Here is a 16812-nt window from a genome sequence, read left to right on the forward strand (position 1 = left end):
CAGTCTCCCCAGCGAAACGGGCGGCCAGGTCAGGGACTCGTGCACCGATAGGCGGAAGGAGTCTGGGTGTCGCCGTTGGGACGGCTGGCCTGGAAGCCGAACGTCGTGCTCTGGCCAGGCGCGAGCGTGCCGTTGTGACCGGCGTTCCTGACCGTGACGGTCTGGCCGCTGACGGTCAGCGTGGCGTTCCATGAGCCGGTGACGGCGTGCCCGCTGGGCAGCGTGAACGTCACCGTCCAGCCCGTGGTCGTGGCGGTCCCGGTGTTGGCGACCGTGACCGGCTGGATCACGTAGCCGGTGCTCCACTGGGTCTGGGTGGTCGGCGTGGCCGTGCATCCGCCGGTGCTACCGCCCGGACCGGTGGTGACCGTGACCGTGTTGGACACCGGCGACAAATTGCTTGCCGCGTCGCGGGCACGTACCTGGTAGCGGTAGGTGGTGGCGGCGGTCAGCCCGGTGTCGGTGAACGAGGCGGTCGCAGCGGTGCCCACCTGCGTGAAGGTGCCGCCGGACGAGCCCGGCGCGCGCAGGACGTCGTAGCCGGTCACGCCGACGTTGTCGGTCGAGGCGGTCCAGGTCAGCGTGGTGCCGGTGGAGGTGGTCGCGGAGGCGGCCAGGTTGCCGGGGGCGGTCGGCGGGGTGGTGTCGGTTCCGCTCGTGGCGGGCGGGATGCGGATGATGCGGTCGTCCTGGGCAACCGGTGTGCCGCGGCCGTCCCGGTTGCTGGTCGTCACCCAGAGCCAGCCGTCGGGTCCGAGCGCGACCGCGCGGAGGCGTCCGTACACGGACTGGAATTCGGCCACCGGCGTGCCGGGAGTGCCGCTGCCGGTCAGCGGCACCGTCCAGAGGCGCCGGCCGCCCAAAGCCGCGGCGAAGAGCGTGTTGTTGGCGTACGCGAGCCCGCTCGGCGACGCCTCGGCGGTCGTCCAGGTGACGATGGGGTTGCGGAAGGAGGAGTTGCCGCAGTTGCCTTCGCAGGTGGGCCAGCCGTAGTTGCCGCCCGCGACGATCTGGTTGATCTCGTCCCAGGTGTTCTGGCCGAATTCGCTGGCGTACATCCTGCCTTGGGAGTCCCAGGCCAGGCCCTGCACATTGCGGTGGCCGTAGCTCCAGACGCGGGATCCCGCGAACGGATTGTCCGAAGGCACCCCACCGGTGGGCGTCATGCGCAGGATCTTGCCGGCGGGGCTGTTGAGGTTCTGGGCGTTGCTGGTGTTGCTGGCGTCGCCGGTGCTCAGGTAGAGCATGCCGTCCGGGCCGAACGCCAGGCGGCCGCCGTCGTGGATGGTGGCGCTCGGGACGCCGGAGAAGATCACCGTCTGTGTCTGAGGGGCGCTCAACTGGAACCTGACCAGGCGGTTGTCCCCGGCGGTGCTGGTGAAGTACGCATACACCCAGCCGTCCCTGGCCGCGATGCCGAGCAGGCCGCTCTCACCGGAAGCGCTCACCCCGTTCACGGTGGCGACCTGGGTGGGGGTCTGGCCGGGCCGTACCTGGAGGATCCGCCCGGTGTTCCGCTCGGAGACCAGCGCGCTGCCGTCCGGCAGGAACGCCAGCCCCCACGGCACCTGCAGCCCCGTGACGGACACCTCCGCCCTGGCGAAGTCGAAACCCCCGAGCACCTGAGCGCGTGCCTCGGGAGCGCTGACGATGAGGGCGATCAGGGCCAGAATCAGGGCAGGTACGACACGGGCGCGCATGACGGACTCCTTGACGGGATCACGTGTGCGGACCCCAGCACCGTAGGCACCGCAACCGCGGGACCTCAATCACGGCGACCCGCGCGTCCCGCCCATCTGCGACGACGGCCACGTGGTGACTGAAACTTTCAACATCCGGCGCTTACGTATTCAACCCACCCTTTCCGATCCCTGTCTCATCAGGCAGCCGGCTCCGGCCGGCCCGGCACTCACCCGGAAGAGGAGCACCGACGAGGGTCACGGCAATGCCGACGGCGGCTCCCACGATGATCTCCTCCACCCTGCTCCTCACCCTGCCGCACGACGCCACGAACGCGGTCAGGCCCGCCTGGGTACGAGGATGCGCCGCTCACGCGAGGCCATACGGCGCTTGATGGGCTCGCGCGAGTCCTGGTGGGTGTGCCACGCGTAGTCTGGAAGAGGGACGCTCGCCGGTCGAGCTCGACCATGACGCGGGAGACGGGTGAGCACACGCGCACTCGGGGGGTGAGCCCGATGAGGCCTCACGACGTCTGGTCCGCAGGCACCGCAGCAGTCGCAATAACAGCCGCACTGTTCACCGGCACACCAACGGCCACAGAGCAGCTGTTCACCCACACACCAACGGTCACAGGGCAGTTGTCCACCGGCACATCAACAGCCACAGGCCAACTGTTCACCGGCACACCGACGGCCACGGGGCAGGTGGCCAGGTCGCGGCTCGCCCAAGAATGCACCCCTCCACCGCTGCCGGGCAAGGTGGTGGACGTCGACCTGACCGACACGGCCGGCGCAGCGCCCATGCGCCTGACCGTGAAGCCGGCCAAGGTCACGGCAGGCACCGTGTCTCTCCGTGCCTCCAACACCGGCACCCTGGCCCACGAGGTGGTCGTACTGCCGCTCGCGGCGGGTAAGCCCATCGGGAAGCAGCCGATCGGAGCCGACAACCGCGTAAGCGAGACGGGCTCCGTCGGCGAGGCGTCCCACAACTGCGCCGCAGGCGAGGGCGGAGGCATCGCACCCGGGTCCGCAGGCTGGGCGACGCTGACCCTGCAGCCTGGACGGTACGAGCTGATCTGCAACTTCCCGGGGCACTACGCCATGGGCATGCGCGCAGAACTCGACGTCACCCAGTAACCCACATACAAACCGTCAACCAGCCCAAGCCAGCTCCACCCCAAAACCACACCACTCAGCACCCCACCCACGCCAAGCCAAATACCGTCACCCCTTCACACCCGCCCCCAGCCTTCACCCGCTCGCCGCCAGCCTTCACCCGCTCGCCGCCAGCCTTCACCCGCTCGCCCCCAGCCGGTCACCCGCCCGTCGCCAGGCTTTACCCGCCGTCTACCGCCTTGGCACGCCCGTCGCGGGCCTTCATCTGCCCGTCGCCAGCTTCCACTCGCCGCTCACCGCCCTTCGCTCGTCTGAGCCCCGCACGAAGTCGGCACCGGGTTTTGGTCTGTCCGCCTCGGGCTTTGTGACACTGATCACTCAAGCGCCTTATGCGGATTTGTCCACAGAACGTCGGAGACCACCTCACTAACGTCCTGCTCTGTCCGAAGAGATCCGTAAGACCAACCGGAGGCAGGTACCCATGAACACTTTCGAGCAGATCAGCAACGGGCGTATCCAGTGGCGGCGTGCAGTGGCCGGCGCGGCCATCGCGGCACTGGCCTCGACCGCGGCCCTGGCCGTCACCTCGGCACCGGCCAACGCCGCCCCCGCCACGTTCACCAGCGCCAAGGTGGCCAACGCAAAGGTGGCCAGCGCGGCCAAGACGTACTACTTCACCGCAGTTCTTCTCGGCAAGAACGAGGTGCCGGAGGCCGGCAAGAAGGTCAACGACCGGAACGGCCTGGCAGCCGCGAAGTTCCGCATCAAGGGCAACCGCCTCTACTACTTCGTCCAGTGGAAGAAGGTCGCCAAGCCCACCGCCTTCCACATTCACCGGGGCAAGGCCGGCACGAACGGCCCCGTCGTCATCGACCTGCTGTCCAACGGCACCACCCGTGGCAACACGAGCTCCGGCTCCGTCCGTGTCAAGGACACCAGTGTCCTCAACGGAATCAAGAAGAACCCGAAGAACTGGTACGCCAACCTGCACACCTCTGAGTTCCCCGACGGCGCGGTCCGCGGCCAGCTCCACGGCGCCCACCACTGGTAAACATGCTGAAAGGTGCGCAGACCAGGGCCGAGCCGCAGCGCGGGCACGTCGGCGCGGCCCCCTTGCTCATCGAGCCAGACACCAAGGGGCCGCCAGGCAGCCGAGGTCAGACGGCGAACGTCGTCATCGGACTCGCAGACCTAGCGAACGGACGGCCCAGCCCATCGGAGAAGATCTCGGACATCGGCCAGCTCAGGGGGGTGAGGACGGCGCCGAGATCCTCGAACGCGAGCACTGTGAACCCGCAACCCCGCAGCCCACAACCCCGCGGGCACCGCGAACCCTGCCAGCACCATGAGCACCGATCGCCGTGAGCACCGCTCGCACCGACCGCCGTGAAGGTAGGGAGCACCGCGAGCACCGAACGAGCATCGAGAGCACCGAACGCCGCGAACGCCGCCTGCATCGCGAACACCGCGATGTCGGCGCCGGCCGCGACCGTCTGCAGCCAGGTATCGCCAGGAAGGCTGAGATCGGCCTGAGCCAAATGTCCAAAGGTGTCGGGTGACCTTTGATCGACATTCCCTGACGCTCGCGATCCGTTCGCTTACTATCTGATGTGCCCGTGCTGAGCCGGATATCGACAGGAGGCGACGAATGGTCGCGGAGTCCGAGACGTCGGTAATGGCACGGTGACGTTGCTCGCGGGCCGTTATCGGCTGCTTTCGCAGCTCGGCCAGGGCGGCATGGGCACCGTCTGGCGGGCAATGGACGAGCTCCTCCGACAGGAAGTGGCCATCAAGGAGGTCCGGCTCCCGTCGGATCTCGACGAGGCGTCGCGGGCCGAACTGGCCGAACGCACGCTCCGGGAAGCGCGCGCCGCGGCGACGCTGCGCTCCCACCCGTCCATCGTCACCGTGCACGACGTGGTCCTGGACGACGGCCGGCCGTGGATCATCATGGAACTGGTGCGCGGCCGCTCCCTCGACCGGGTCGTACGCGACGACGGCCCGCTGCCGCCGCACCGCGTAGCCGAGATCGGCATGCAGATGCTCGATGCCCTCGGTGCCGCGCACGCGTCCGGCATCCTGCACCGGGACGTCAAACCCGCCAACGTCCTGCTCCCCGACGACGGGCGGGTGCTGCTCACCGACTTCGGCATCGCGACGATCGCCGGGGACACCGGGCTCACGCAGACGGGGATGCTGACCGGCTCGCCCGGCTACATCGCCCCGGAGCGCCTGCGCGGCGAGGCCGACGGCCCGCTCGCCGACCTGTGGTCACTCGGCGCCACGCTCTTCACGGCGGTGGAGGGCGGCCCGCCGTTCCCCCGCCCGAACGAGGCCGCGGTCCTGGCCGCCGTACTGATGCAGGAGCCCGCCCCCTTCCGGCTGGCCGGCCCGCTGGCGCCCGTGCTGGCCGCGATCCTGGAGAAGGACCCGGTACGCCGCTGCTCCCCGGACGAGGTGGCCGGCTGGTTGAGGGCCCTCTCGCGGGGCGAGACGACGGACGTCCCGACTTCGCCACGGACGCGGACCGTCCCGGGCAGTCGCCCACGCCGGCGTCGCCGCGTCCAGGTCGTCGTGGGCGCCCTGCTCGCGGTGGTGCTGGTCCTGGCGGCAGGGGTGGTGGTCGTGCCGTACCTGTTCCCGAACGTCATCCGCGTACTCGGCGCCATGCTCGCGCCCCCCGTCACCTTTACCTATTCCCCGCGGCCGACGTTCGGCTCGTCGCCGGAGGCCACCCCGGTCATCTCCCGCGACTTCGAGGCATGCGATCTGCTGACCAGCGCCCAGACGCGCTCGCTGTTCGGCGGTCCGATGAAGCGCCAGTTCCTGACCGACACCACCTGCTCCTGGACCAATAAGGACGCTTCCAGCCTGAACATCATGGCGTTCCGCTTGCCGAGCGCCTCCGCGGCCAACTTGACCCATGATCAGATGGTCAAGTACATGGAGGACGAGCCGAAGCGCAACGAAAAGACCAAGATCCGCACGGGGCCGAAGGTCGGCGACGAGGCGTTCAGCTACACCCGGCAGGTGCCCAACTGGCCGTGGCGAGTCTACGAGACCAAGATCTCCTTCCGACTGTCGAACGTCGAGGTGACCATCACCGTCAGAGCCCGACGCTCCGGATTCGGCACCGCCGACCGCGCCGCCAAGCTCGTCGCCACAGCCCTCAACAAGTACCGCTAGCACCCCACTGAACGACGCTCCCTTACTCTGCGGATGGCACCGGCGGCTTCTCCGGCAGCACTTCGCCCCAGTGTCAGCAGGCTGAGGTGCAAGGGGCGGAGGCGAAAAGCCTGCGGCTGTTGAGGTGTAAACGACGGAAGCGGATGAGGCGAAGAGATGGACTCGGCTGAGGCGAGGGACCGAGGTGGGGCTGCCACCGTATCCGCCGAACATCATTTGCCTGACCAGCAGAAACGACGGAGGTAGACCCGTTTCGCGGTCGCCAGTCGACCTGAGGACGTCAGTGGCCTGCGACCCGCGACGTCAGTAGGGGTTGTCGCGGCCACATGCGCCAGGAGTCACGAACGCCACCACCCACGACGAGGTCTGGCCCGAGACCTCGCAGGAGGGCGTGGCACTGACAGCGGGAGCTCCCCTTGGTGAACGGTTCCGTGCGGGAGGGCCCTGCGGCTTTCTCCTCCGGCCAGGCGCTCCAGCGGTAGAGCGGCTGATCTTGAGTGTGGGACGGGGCCTCGGGGGACCTGGCCCGCAGAGTGATTCCGAACGGACTCCAGCGGCAGTGACGGGGAGCTACCAAGGGCATTCGGCAGCCTGACATAAACCAATTAGCGAGCTACCCGACCTGAGGAAACGCGTCGTGGCTGGTTATCGAGTCGGGCCGTGCCGGACTCATCCCCTGCCGTCCCGACCGAAACCCAGCCCCCGGGCGGCGGCAAGCACTTCACCCATCGTGACCTGGCAGGAAAGCTCTTACCGCCAGATCTCGTTCGGAATCACTCGGCGGGCCAAGTCCGAACTGGCTACCGGCGACTACGCGCAACTTCGCCGGGAGGTGCTCGCCATACAGAGCGCCAAACTCGGCCGGGAGGCGCTCGTCGTACAGAGCGTCGAACTCGGCCGCATGTACGCCGCTGGCGAGGTCGGCGAGGACACCTGCCGCCATCTCCAACGCCGCCCGGACTACCAGGCCTGCGCCACACCGACGGCTGGCCAGATCATGCGGCTGCAGGTTCCGCGTCATAAGGCGTGAAATCCGCCGCCGCCCTGGACGGACGAAGCCGGCGTGCGGCGCGGGCGTGAAATCTGCCGCGGACCTGGACGGATGAGGCCGGCGTGCGGCGCGGGGGCAGCGGTTGACGGGGGCGGGTCCGCGTGCTGCGGCACCGGTGGTCGGCCAGGCATCGGATGACCACGTTCCGGGCGGCCATGCAGGAGGGCCACGCCGAGCCCGGTGAGCGCGGCGTGGCCCGGTTCGCCTACTGTGCCTGACGGCCGTCGCAGAACACCTCGTTGATGAGCCTGTTCAACGCCTTGGGGAACACCGTCGCCGTGTCGACTGCGGTGGCTCCGGAGGTCAGCGAGGCGGTCAGGACCTTGCTGCCGTCGGGCGTGCTGTACATCAGCGATCCGTAGCCCCCGGGAGGGCTGCCGTCGTGGTTGAGGACGATGCCGGCGCAGTCCGGGCCGGTGTCCAGCACGTACAGCCCCAGGCCGTAGCTGCCGAAGAGGCCGGCGCTCCTCGGGTCCGGCGTGCTCATCTCGGTCATCAGCGCGGCTGGCAGGAGCTTGCCGCTCACCAGCGCGGACATGAACGTCTGCACGTCCTTGGTCGTCGAGATCATGTTGCCGGCGCCGGCCAACAGGGAGAGATTCTGGCGGGTGACGTCGACCACCTTCCACTGGCCGGCGTCCTCGTACCGGTAGTAGCCGTGCGCGTGTGGTCCGGGGAGGTCCGGCCGGTTGCCCGGCACCGAGGTGCCCGTCAGCCGTAGCGGCCCCAGGATCCGGCGCTGCATCTCCTCGGCGTACGGGCGGCCGGTGACCTTCTCGATCAGCAGCAGGGCGAGGGTGTAGTTGGTGTTGGCGTAGCCCCAGCTCGTCCCCGGCGCGAACTTGGCGGGCTTGGACAGCGCGAACCGTACCAGTTCCTCCGGCTGGTAGGACTTGAACCGGTTGTCCACCCACTCCTTGCCCACGGAGGGCAGGCCCGGCACCCATACGCCGTCGTCGTAGGCATCGCCGGTGTAGTTGAACAACCCGCTGGTGTGCTGCAACATCATCCGCACGGTGATCCGCGGGTCCAGGCCCAGGTCGGGCAGGTAGCCGGCCACCGAAGCGTCCAGCCCGACCCTGCCCTCGGCCACCAACTGCAGCACCACGGTCGCCATGAAGGTCTTGGTGGTGCTGCCGATCCAGTAGCGCCCGTTCGTCGGCGGCTTGGCGCTCTCGCCCAGCTTGCGCACCCCGGCGCTGCCCACCCAGTCGCCCCGCTCGTCGTGGACGCGCATCTGCATTCCGGCGAAACCGTCGTCGATCCACTCCTGGATGGCTTTATGCAGCTCCGGACGGTCCTGTGCGGTAGCCGCGGCGGGAGTGGCCGCCCCGGCCACCAGCGCGGCCGCCAGCACCGTGACCGCCGCTCGCCGCAAGATCTTGCTGCGGTGGGGTACGCCGAAGATAGTTCTCATGGTTCCTCCCGGAGTCGATGGGGATGCAGCAGCCCGTCAGGCGGCGTCGAGGGCCGCGGTGATCTTGCGGGCCATGTCGGTCAGGGTGGGGCTGGGCCGGCCCTGGTGATCTCCGGTGGAGGCTTCGACGGCGACCATGACGGTGCTGCGGAAGTTGTCGGCCTCGGCCGGGTCCTGCTGCCTGAGCAGGTTCATGGACGCGGTCAGCGCCGGCAGCACCTGGTCGGCGAGGGCAGCCACGGTCTTGCCGTACTTGACGCCCTTGGGCGCCTTGGCGAGCACATGTCCGACGAGGCCGGTGGCGGAGGTCAGGGCGATGGAGCCCTCGGTGGCGACCTTGTGGGCCGAGCCGGCGGCGCCGGCGGCGGACATCAGCGAGACGGCGCCCCACGCGGCGGTCCGAAGGGTGAGCTTGTCCTGGTCGGTGAAGGTGATGGCCATGGTGGTGCGCTCCTCAGAACTGTTGGGGATTCGGTTGGGCGGGCAGGCGTTCAACCGTTCATGGCCTTTACGATCGCCGACCGCTCTGATACCGGGCCGTCGCCGTCCTGACACGGCCCTTACAGCTGCTCCCGCAGCCACGCCGCGATCTCGTAGCCGTAGGCGGGTTAGCAATGCCGAATAGCTGAGGTGCAGCGGGTGCTGCCGGGCCAGGCTGCTGAAGTACGGCCCGGGCCCAGCTCGAGCAGCGCGTGTTAGCCGGTGGTGAGCAGCGTGCGCCGCGTCCGAGAAGCGCACGGTGTGGCGCAGGTGGGCCGCCCAGGAGGCCGGGTGAGCACGTGTGCCGTCGTGACCTGTGTGATGGCGCGCCAGGCCACGGTCGAGGACGCCATCACGGCCCGGGGCTCGGATAACGGCCATGAGCCCCAAGCTGGAGCGTTGACGCAGGTCCCTCCCAGTGACGGATTGCCCTGTCTGAGCGCAATTTCGGCCTGGGTGCGGGGGGACGAGTCTGGTCAGCCAAATGTGTTGGATCTCCGGCGCATACTACGGAGCCCCCGAGGCGGTCGATGTGAAAGGGGTGGAGGCGCCCCGAGGTGGAAGGCTCGAGGCTGGCGAGGCGGAAGCGACGGAGTCGAGCCGACGTGAAAGGTCCGAGGCTGGCGAGGCGCAAGGGGCGGAGTCGGTCCGAGGTGAATGGTCCGAGGCTGGCGAGGTGCAGGGGGGCGGAGTCGGTCCGAGGTGAATAGTCCGAGGCTGGCGAGGCACAAGCGGCGCAGTCGACCCGACGTGAAAGGCCCGAGGCTGCGAGGTGCAAGCGACGGAGGCGTGGAAGCGAGCGGTCGGAAGCGGCTGAGGTGCAAGGGGCCCCGTGTGCCCGAGGGCCGCAGCCCCCATACCGTCGTGGGACGCCGTCCGTGTGGGTCAGTTGTGGTCAGGCGTCGCGACGGGTGATTGCCAGGGCTGCTGCGACGAGGAAAATCGTGACATAACCGGCGAGGATGGCGCTGGCCGACGAAGGGGCGAAGGCGCCGGAGTCGGGGACGCCGGCTAACTGCCTCGTCAGTGAGGGGATCGTCAGGGAGCCTGTCCAGTCGTTCCAGGGGGCGGGGAGAAAGCGCTCGATCACGGTCGGGGCCGTCAGGAAGGCGACCAGTGCGATGAGTGCTCCCGGTGTCGAACGCAGAATCGTGGCCAGGCACAACCCCATCACCGCTGCGACGGCGGAGCCTGCGCCTGTCGACAGCACCTCGGACAGGGCGGTCGGTTCGGAGAACGAGGCGCCGATCGGGCGTCCGCCCACCACCGCCTGTGCGGTGAAGTAGGTGGCGAACGCCAGCACCTGACCCGTGATCGCGGCCACGGTGGCCACCACGGCGGCCTTGGCCAGGAGCAGGATCCACGGGCGTCGGAGCGTGGTCAACGTCAGCCTGATCATGCCGGTGCTGTACTCGCCGGAGATGGCGAGCACGCCCAGCATGCCGAAGAGCACGGGGGGAATGTCGGCGCTGAAGGTGAGCCCCGTGCCGACGGGTTCGCCGCCGGGACCCTTGGTGTCGAAGTAGCGCGAGATCGAGAGGGCGGCGAAGCCGGTGAGCGCCACGGCCGAGAGCGTGGAGGCCAGGACGTAGTAGGTGGATCGGAGCGAGCGCAGCTTGAGCCATTCCGATGCGACGACGTTGATCATTGGGTTATCTCCATGAAGGCCTCTTCCAGCGACGCCTGGCGGGGCGACAACTCGTGGATGGCGCAGCCGTTCGCCAGGGCGACATCGCCTATGGCGGCTGCGGGCAAGCCGGTCACCAGTAGTTCTCCTTCGGCCCAGAGGGGAGAAGTCGAAGGCGTGCTCGCGCCGGACGTCTGGGTGCGGCGTACGGTTGCTCCCGCCGCTTCGAGTGCCCCGGACAAGCGGGCCGCATGTGGCGAGCGGACCGAAACGTCGCCTTGGAAGCGGGCCAGCAGCTCCGCCATCGTGGTGTCCTCGATCAGCTGACCGCGGCCGATGATGATGAGCCGGTCGGCGGTGAGGGACATCTCGGTCATCAGATGGCTCGACAGGAGGACGGTCCGCCCCTCGGCCGCCAGAGACCTCAGCAGCGTCCTGAGCCAGCGGATGCCGTCGGGGTCGAGGCCGTTGGCCGGCTCGTCAAGAATGAGCACTCCCGGGTCGCCGAGCAGTGCCGCCGCGATGCCGAGGCGTTGGCGCATCCCCTGGGAGAACCCGGCGATCCGCTTGCGTGCCGCGCCGGCCAGGCCGACCTCCTCGAGAACCGCGACGACTCTGTGGCGCGCGATCCCGCCGGCATGTGCCAGCGCCTGGAGGTGATCGAACGCGCTGCGCCCGCCCTGCACCTCGGTGGCATCGAGCATGGCACCGACCTCACGCATGGGCTCGTGGAGGTCGCGCTTGCGGACGCCGTTGATCAACGCCTTGCCCGAGCTGGGCGCGTGAAGGCCGAGGATCACTCGCATGGTGGTGGACTTGCCGGCCCCGTTGTGGCCGAGAAAGCCCGTGACCTGTCCGGGCTTGACGTCGAACGTCAGCCCCGAGACCGCCCGCGTGGAACCGTACACCTTCGTCAGATCTATGACTTCGATCATTTCCCCACCCGTTGAATCAGCTCGGCCGGGCAGCGCGTGCCCCGCGCGGGCAGCGTCCCCGCAGTCAGGTAGGCGAGGACATGCCGCCGCAGGCAGGTGTTGGCGGCCCACGCCGCGTGGCCGTCTCCGTGCCACAGGACCTGCGCGGACGGAACCTGCTCCGCCACGTGCTGCTGCCCGAGGTAGTTGGTGTTGTTGTCGAGCTCCCCGATGGCGAAGAGGATCGGTGGGACGTCCTTCACCCGCAGCGGGTGCGGCGCCCAGGACGCGCCCCCGCTGCGCCCCCAGCACCGCCCGAGCTCGAAGCGTCCCTCGATCCAGCCGAACCGCGGCGCGATCTCACGAAGCCTGGCCTCGATGCCTTGGAACTCCTCGTACGTCGGCAGCTTCGGCATGAAGTCGTTGCACAGGGAGTCCTGGCTCACGGACGAGCCGCCCTGATCCGGCGCGAGCTCGGTGAGAAAGCCGGCGGCGTCGCCGTCGAGGGCCTTCCGGATGGCAGTCGCGAATCGCGGCCAGTACGCCGGGTTCATGCCTTTGACCGCGCCCGCGTACAGCTGTCCCTCGTGTACCGTCCTGCCGGCCGACGCCGGCAGTGGCGCGCGGCGCACTCTTGCGACCAGTTCGTCCCATGCCTTGCCCGCATCTCTGCCGTGCAGGGCGCAGTCCGTACGGCGGGCGCACCAGTCACGGAAGCGGGTGAGATGTCGCTCCTGGGTCCGCGCGTAGTTGCGCAACCAGGGCTCGAACTCCTGCTGGGTGTGATCGGCGGTCCCGTCGAAATACATCCGCTCCACCCGCTGCGGGAACAGCTCCAGGTAGGCCTGGGCGTAGACGGTGCCGTACGAGTTGCCCGCGTAGCGGAGCTTCTCCTGGCCGAGTGCGGCGCGCAGCGCGTCGATGTCGTGCGCCACGTTCCATGCCGTCATTCCGTACCACGCCGACCTGGCCGTCTTGCGGCAGCTCGCCTGATGGGCCGCGTTCTTGGCGGCGTGAGCGTCCCAGTCCTGCTTCGTCCGTGCCAGGACCAGTCCGAAGATGGAGGCCGAGGGCTCCTCGCAGCTCACTCTCTTGCCGCTGCCGGGCTCGGACATCCCGCGCGGATCCAGGGCGATGACGTCGAACCGGCTCCGCAACTCCTTGAGCAGGGTCGGCAGCTCCGGCGGGATGTCGGGATCGTCTCTCTGCCTGAGCATCACCGTGCTGGTGGCCGGGCCTCCGAAGTTGACGATCAGCGGGCCCATGCTCCTGCCCGTCGCGGGCATTCTGGCCACATGCACCGAGGTCTTGGGGCCGCCCGGATCGGCCCAGTCCACGGGAACGACCAGCTCGGCGCATCGCAGGCCGTCACCACATTCCTTCCAGGCGAGACGATACGCTTGCGCCGACGCCAGTGCGATGCCGCCGAGCGAGAGGGCGAGGCAGGCAGCGAGGCTCAGGGCGATGAGTGTGCGTCGATCCATGCGGGAAACGATCCTGCACGGCGGTGGGTGCGCACATCGGAGCCAGATCCGGTCTTGCGGCTCGGACCAGGGTCATACGGTGCGGGCGTAAGAGAGCGAAGTACGACCCTGGTCTGACGGATCGTGCTCCGATTCGCTCGCGGTCGTTCCTCGATAGCGTCGAGCTGTGAACCTGCTCGTCCGGCGGCCCCCACACTGGCTGCTCGTTCTCGCCGACACCGTGGTCGCGGTGCTGCTCGCGCTGGGGTCCACGACGGATCCGGAGGGCCTGGCGGTGAGCACCGCGTCGGTGCTGATCTGCTGGCTGCTCGCGGTGCCCGTGGCCGTGCGGCGGATCTGGCCGGTGCCCGCATACTACGGTGCGCTCCTGGTCGGCCTCCTTCTGCTCACGCTACAGGCGAACCGGCTGATGATGGTCGGGGTAGTGGCCTTGACCATCTACCCGGTGTCGGCCACCCAACCGGCGCGGCGGTCGGCGATCGCCCTCGTGCTGGGCCTGCTCGTCACCGGAGGCGCTCTGCTGACCTCGGTGATGGGCGTACCGCGAGTGAACGGCTGGCCGGATCCCTTCTTCATCGTCGGGGCGGCCTGGCTGGTCGTGGGAGCGAGTTGGAGTCTCGGTACGGCGGCGCGCACCCGCCGGGTGTCCGCCGCGCGCGAGGCCAAGATGCAGGCCGAGAAGGCGGTGGTCGACGAGCGCCTGCGGATCGCCCGCGAGCTGCACGACGTCGTCGCCCATTCGCTGAGCATGATCACCGTCAAGGCGGGGGTGGCGGCCAAGGTCCTGGACAAGCATCCGGAGGAAGGGCGCGAGGCGTTACGGGCCATCGAGCAGATCGGGCGCGGCTCGCTCGTGGAGATGCGCCAGTTGCTCGGCGCCCTGCGTTCGTCCGGCAGCGCGCCTGAGAGCACGCCGCTCCCCGGCCTCGCCGACCTGCCGTCCCTGGCACAACGCGCGGCGGAGGCCGGTGTGCAGGTCGAGCTCTCGGTGAGCGGAACCGTGCCCGACAGCATGGGGCTGTCCGTCTATCGCATCGTTCAGGAGGCGATCACCAACGTCGTCAGGCACGCCGCTCCTGCCCATTGCCGGGCCGGCGTGTCGGTCGTCGACGGGTTGTTGAAGATCTCGGTGGTCGACGACGGGCCGGGGCAGCGAGTGCTGCCGGGCAAGGAGGGCGGGCACGGTCTTGCGGGGATGCGGGAACGGGCCATGATGTACGGCGGTGCCTTCGAGGCCGGACCTCTGCCGGGGGGTGGGTTCGGCGTACACGCATCATGGGAGATCCCGTGACCTACGTGACTCACGCCAGCGACGTCGTTCGAGGTCGGTGGTTCCGCGCGATGGGGATGGATGGATGCGGGAGTGTCTGATGTCAAGATCCTGGCCCAGGAGCCGGTGTCCGTCGTGTTGAGTGGCGCAATGTGCGAGGCAGAGACCTGGGTAGCGCGTCTGCGAGCCTGGTGCTGAACCTGCTGTGGTGGGTGTGTTGTGGGGGATCTCTTGATTCGAGTGCTCGTCGCCGACGATCAGGCACTGCTGCGTGGCAGCTTCCGCTTGCTGATCGACTCGGAGGACGATCTCATCGTCGTCGGGGAGGCGGCCGACGGACACCAGGCGGTGGCACTCGCGCGGACGGAGTCACCCGATGTGGTGCTCATGGACGTCAGGATGCCGGAGATGGACGGCATCGCCGCGACCCGGCAGATCGCCGGGGATACCCGAGTACTCATCCTGACCACGTTCGACCTCGATGAATACGTCTACGCGGCGCTGCGTGCGGGTGCCAGCGGGTTCCTGCTCAAGGACGCGCCCCCCGATGATCTCCTGAGGGCGATCCGGGTGGTCGCGTCGGGTGAGACGTTGCTTGCGCCCAGCGTCACCACCCGATTGATCGCGGAGTTCTTACGGCGGCCGGCCCAGCGGGTCTTCCACGGGCTCGGCAATCTGACGGACCGGGAGCGTGAGGTGCTCACGCTCATCGCCCACGGTCTGTCCAACGCCGAGCTCAGCGCCCAGCTCCAGCTGAGCCCCGGGACCGTCAAGACGCACATCGGCCGCTTGCTGGCCAAGCTGCAGGCCCGAGACCGCGCCCAGCTCGTCATCGCCGCCTACGAAGCCGGCATCGTCAAGCCGGGTTAGCGTACGCGTCTGAAGTGGTTATGGGTGGGTGGTGTGCCGGGGTCTTTGCGGTTGGTCTTGGCAAGCCGGGTTGGCGTACCCGCCTGAAGTGGTTATCGGCGGATGGGTGGTGGTGAGGTCTCTGTGGTCGGCCTTGGCAAGCCGGGTTGGCGTACGCGCCAGATGCCGTTATTGGCGGGTGGTGGTGCCGGGAGCTCTGCGGCTGGTCTCGACAGCGGTCTGGTCGCGGGTTAGGACGGTTGCGGCGGCGAGCGGGACCAGGAGCAGGGTGAGGAGGCCCGAGACGACCAGGCCCGTGTCGGTGCCGGTCAGTTGGATGAGCGGGCCGCCGGCCACGAGGCCCAGTGGGGCCGCGATTGTTGACCCCGTCGTCCAGAGGGTCACTACCGGCTGCTGTTCGCCGGGCCGCAGGTCTGACTGCAGGAAGCTGTACGCGACAGGGGTGAACGGGGCCCAGACCAGGCCGCCCAGGGCGAACACGATCATCGCGGCGGTCAGGTTGTCCGCGGCGGCCAGGGCGATCGGGCAGAGTGCCCACAGGCCGATGATCGTGATGAGCAGATGGCGCTGGGGGAGGCCGCGCATCAGGTTGACCAGGGCGGCGCCCGCGATCGCACCGACGCCCAGGGCGCTCCACAGCAGGCCGAGGCCGGACGCGCCGCTGTGCAGGGTGCCCTGGACGTACAGGGGGAGTGCTACCTCGACCGGCATGTAGAGGAAGTTGAAGAAGAACACCACGACCAGCAGCCGGGCCGCCACGGGGCGGCGGCGCAGGATGCGCCACCCCGACTCGTCCTGCCGCGTGTGGGTGGACTCCTCCGACGGTGACTCCGGCGGTGACTCCAACCGCGACTGCGGCTCCGACTGCGACTCTGGCGGCGATTCCGGCCATGGCTTCGGCTGTGGCTTCGACCGCGACTGCGGCTCCGATCGCGGTTCTGACCGCTCCGGTTCCGACCGCTCCGACTCCAGCGGCGGCGCCGGCGGCTCTGACCCTTCCGATTTCGACTGCGGCTTCGACCGCGGGCGTGACTGTGGCTTCGACCCTGCCCGTGGTGCCCAGCGCAGTACGCAGGCCATCAGCAGCAGTGCGCCGCACGCGTCGACGAACAGCACCGCGCCCGGCCCGTCGGCCGCCACCATGAGCCCGCCGGCCACGGGGCCCAGCACGTAGAGTGCGACGTTGCTGTTCAGGCCCAGCAGCCCGTTGACGCCGTACCGTTCCGACTCGCCCGCCATCGAGGTGACGAGCAGACGGCGGCCGCTCGCACCGGCCATCCGGAAGGCCGCGCCCAGCAGCAGCCCGCCGACCAGTACGGGCAGGGTGAGCCGGTCGGTCACCGCGGCCAGGCCCAGGCCGGTGAAGGTCAGCGCCCGCAGCACGCAGTCGGCGAGCAGCAGGGTGCGGGGCGGTATCCGGAGCCGGCCCAGGCCGATGCCGAGCGCCAGGACCGTGGACAGGAGGAACGGGGCCGCCTCCACCATCCCGACGGCGATCGCCGGAGGTATGTCCCCGTGGATGCGCAGGGTCTGCACGGGCATGGCCACGAGGATCATGCCCGTGCTGATGTTGGCCAGCAGGTCGCCGAGCAGCAGCCCGGCCACGCGCTTGTCGCGCAGCACGTCACGGTACGAGCGGTTCGAGCGGTACGAGTGGTTCGTCGTCGTGGATGGGGTGCCGGCCGAGCTGGACACGTGGTGGACTCCTCGTCAGTGGC

Annotated in this window: 14 protein-coding genes; 6 read left to right on the forward strand and 8 right to left on the reverse strand. The window is 69.0% G+C overall.

Annotation, left to right across the window (positions count from 1 at the left end; all coding sequences use genetic code 11):
- Window positions 1-29 precede the first annotated feature (29 nt).
- Entirely contained in the window at window positions 30-1700 is a 1671-nt protein-coding gene (locus tag ACWDRB_RS24620; protein ID WP_449897175.1) for a PQQ-dependent sugar dehydrogenase, read from the reverse strand.
- Window positions 1701-2195: 495 nt separating this feature from the next.
- Here ACWDRB_RS24620 and ACWDRB_RS24625 point away from each other — a divergent pair, with 495 nt between their 5' ends.
- Both ACWDRB_RS24625 and ACWDRB_RS24630 read left to right on the forward strand, forming a co-directional pair.
- Window positions 2196-2816, forward strand: a complete 621-nt coding sequence (locus tag ACWDRB_RS24625) for a plastocyanin/azurin family copper-binding protein (protein WP_449897177.1) — start codon at window positions 2196-2198, stop codon at window positions 2814-2816.
- 460 nt (window positions 2817-3276) lie between these two features.
- Window positions 3277-3846: a CHRD domain-containing protein gene (locus ACWDRB_RS24630; RefSeq protein ID WP_355193126.1), complete on the forward strand. Its 570-nt coding sequence runs from the start codon at window positions 3277-3279 to the stop codon at window positions 3844-3846.
- A 106-nt stretch (window positions 3847-3952) separates the two neighbouring features.
- Here the strand turns inward: ACWDRB_RS24630 and ACWDRB_RS24635 are convergent, their stop codons facing one another.
- Window positions 3953-4333, reverse strand: a complete 381-nt coding sequence (locus ACWDRB_RS24635; protein ID WP_449897179.1) for a hypothetical protein — start codon at window positions 4331-4333, stop codon at window positions 3953-3955.
- Window positions 4334-4478: 145 nt separating this feature from the next.
- On the opposite strand from ACWDRB_RS24635, the gene ACWDRB_RS24640 reads away from it, so the two are divergent.
- Both ACWDRB_RS24640 and ACWDRB_RS24645 read left to right on the forward strand, forming a co-directional pair.
- Entirely contained in the window at window positions 4479-5981 is a 1503-nt protein-coding gene (locus ACWDRB_RS24640; protein WP_449897181.1) for a serine/threonine-protein kinase, read from the forward strand.
- Window positions 5982-6711: 730 nt separating this feature from the next.
- Window positions 6712-7011 (forward strand): hypothetical protein, encoded by a 300-nt coding sequence (locus ACWDRB_RS24645; protein ID WP_449897183.1) that lies wholly within the window; start codon window positions 6712-6714, stop codon window positions 7009-7011.
- 226 nt (window positions 7012-7237) lie between these two features.
- Here ACWDRB_RS24645 and ACWDRB_RS24650 read toward each other — a convergent pair whose 3' ends face one another.
- The 5 genes from ACWDRB_RS24650 to ACWDRB_RS24670 all read right to left on the reverse strand — a co-directional run bounded on the left by ACWDRB_RS24650 (window position 7238) and on the right by ACWDRB_RS24670 (window position 12954).
- A complete protein-coding gene (locus ACWDRB_RS24650) occupies window positions 7238-8449 on the reverse strand; it encodes a serine hydrolase domain-containing protein (RefSeq protein ID WP_449897185.1) in 1212 nt (403 codons plus the stop codon).
- Window positions 8450-8485: 36 nt separating this feature from the next.
- Window positions 8486-8890, reverse strand: coding sequence for a hypothetical protein (locus ACWDRB_RS24655; RefSeq protein WP_449897187.1), 405 nt, complete (start codon window positions 8888-8890; stop codon window positions 8486-8488).
- Between the two features lie 934 nt (window positions 8891-9824).
- Window positions 9825-10577, reverse strand: coding sequence for a hypothetical protein (locus tag ACWDRB_RS24660; RefSeq protein ID WP_397374886.1), 753 nt, complete (start codon window positions 10575-10577; stop codon window positions 9825-9827).
- The gene (locus tag ACWDRB_RS24665) at window positions 10574-11491 is read right to left on the reverse strand and encodes an ABC transporter ATP-binding protein (protein ID WP_449897190.1); all 918 of its coding nucleotides are present in this window, start codon (window positions 11489-11491) and stop codon (window positions 10574-10576) included. Before ACWDRB_RS24665 ends, ACWDRB_RS24660 begins: the two co-directional genes overlap by 4 nt.
- On the reverse strand, window positions 11488-12954 hold the full coding sequence (locus ACWDRB_RS24670; RefSeq protein ID WP_449897192.1) for an alpha/beta fold hydrolase: 1467 nt from the start codon (window positions 12952-12954) through the stop codon (window positions 11488-11490). The genes ACWDRB_RS24665 and ACWDRB_RS24670 overlap by 4 nt, the downstream gene beginning before the upstream one ends.
- 166 nt (window positions 12955-13120) lie before the next feature.
- Here ACWDRB_RS24670 and ACWDRB_RS24675 point away from each other — a divergent pair, with 166 nt between their 5' ends.
- Both ACWDRB_RS24675 and ACWDRB_RS24680 read left to right on the forward strand, forming a co-directional pair.
- Window positions 13121-14245 carry a sensor histidine kinase gene (locus ACWDRB_RS24675; RefSeq protein WP_449897194.1) on the forward strand — a complete coding sequence of 375 codons (1125 nt, stop codon included), beginning with the start codon at window positions 13121-13123 and terminating at the stop codon, window positions 14243-14245.
- 210 nt (window positions 14246-14455) lie between these two features.
- Window positions 14456-15094: a response regulator gene (locus tag ACWDRB_RS24680; RefSeq protein WP_449897196.1), complete on the forward strand. Its 639-nt coding sequence runs from the start codon at window positions 14456-14458 to the stop codon at window positions 15092-15094.
- Between the two features lie 168 nt (window positions 15095-15262).
- On the opposite strand, the gene ACWDRB_RS24685 is transcribed toward ACWDRB_RS24680, so the two are convergent.
- A complete protein-coding gene (locus tag ACWDRB_RS24685) occupies window positions 15263-16789 on the reverse strand; it encodes an MFS transporter (RefSeq protein WP_449897198.1) in 1527 nt (508 codons plus the stop codon).
- Window positions 16790-16812 lie beyond the last annotated feature (23 nt).

The sequence above is a fragment of the Nonomuraea sp. NPDC003707 genome (assembly GCF_053587055.1).

What these genes read in the sequence shown, in the direction of transcription:
- ACWDRB_RS24620 (WP_449897175.1), bottom strand. Translation starts at nt 1,700, where the DNA reads ATGCGCGCCCGTGTCGTACCTGCCCTGATTCTGGCCCTGATCGCCCTC.
- ACWDRB_RS24625 (WP_449897177.1), top strand. Translation starts at nt 2,196, where the DNA reads ATGAGGCCTCACGACGTCTGGTCCGCAGGCACCGCAGCAGTCGCAATA.
- ACWDRB_RS24630 (WP_355193126.1), top strand. Translation starts at nt 3,277, where the DNA reads ATGAACACTTTCGAGCAGATCAGCAACGGGCGTATCCAGTGGCGGCGT.
- ACWDRB_RS24650 (WP_449897185.1), bottom strand. Translation starts at nt 8,449, where the DNA reads ATGAGAACTATCTTCGGCGTACCCCACCGCAGCAAGATCTTGCGGCGA.
- ACWDRB_RS24655 (WP_449897187.1), bottom strand. Translation starts at nt 8,890, where the DNA reads ATGGCCATCACCTTCACCGACCAGGACAAGCTCACCCTTCGGACCGCC.
- ACWDRB_RS24660 (WP_397374886.1), bottom strand. Translation starts at nt 10,577, where the DNA reads ATGATCAACGTCGTCGCATCGGAATGGCTCAAGCTGCGCTCGCTCCGA.
- ACWDRB_RS24665 (WP_449897190.1), bottom strand. Translation starts at nt 11,491, where the DNA reads ATGATCGAAGTCATAGATCTGACGAAGGTGTACGGTTCCACGCGGGCG.
- ACWDRB_RS24670 (WP_449897192.1), bottom strand. Translation starts at nt 12,954, where the DNA reads ATGGATCGACGCACACTCATCGCCCTGAGCCTCGCTGCCTGCCTCGCC.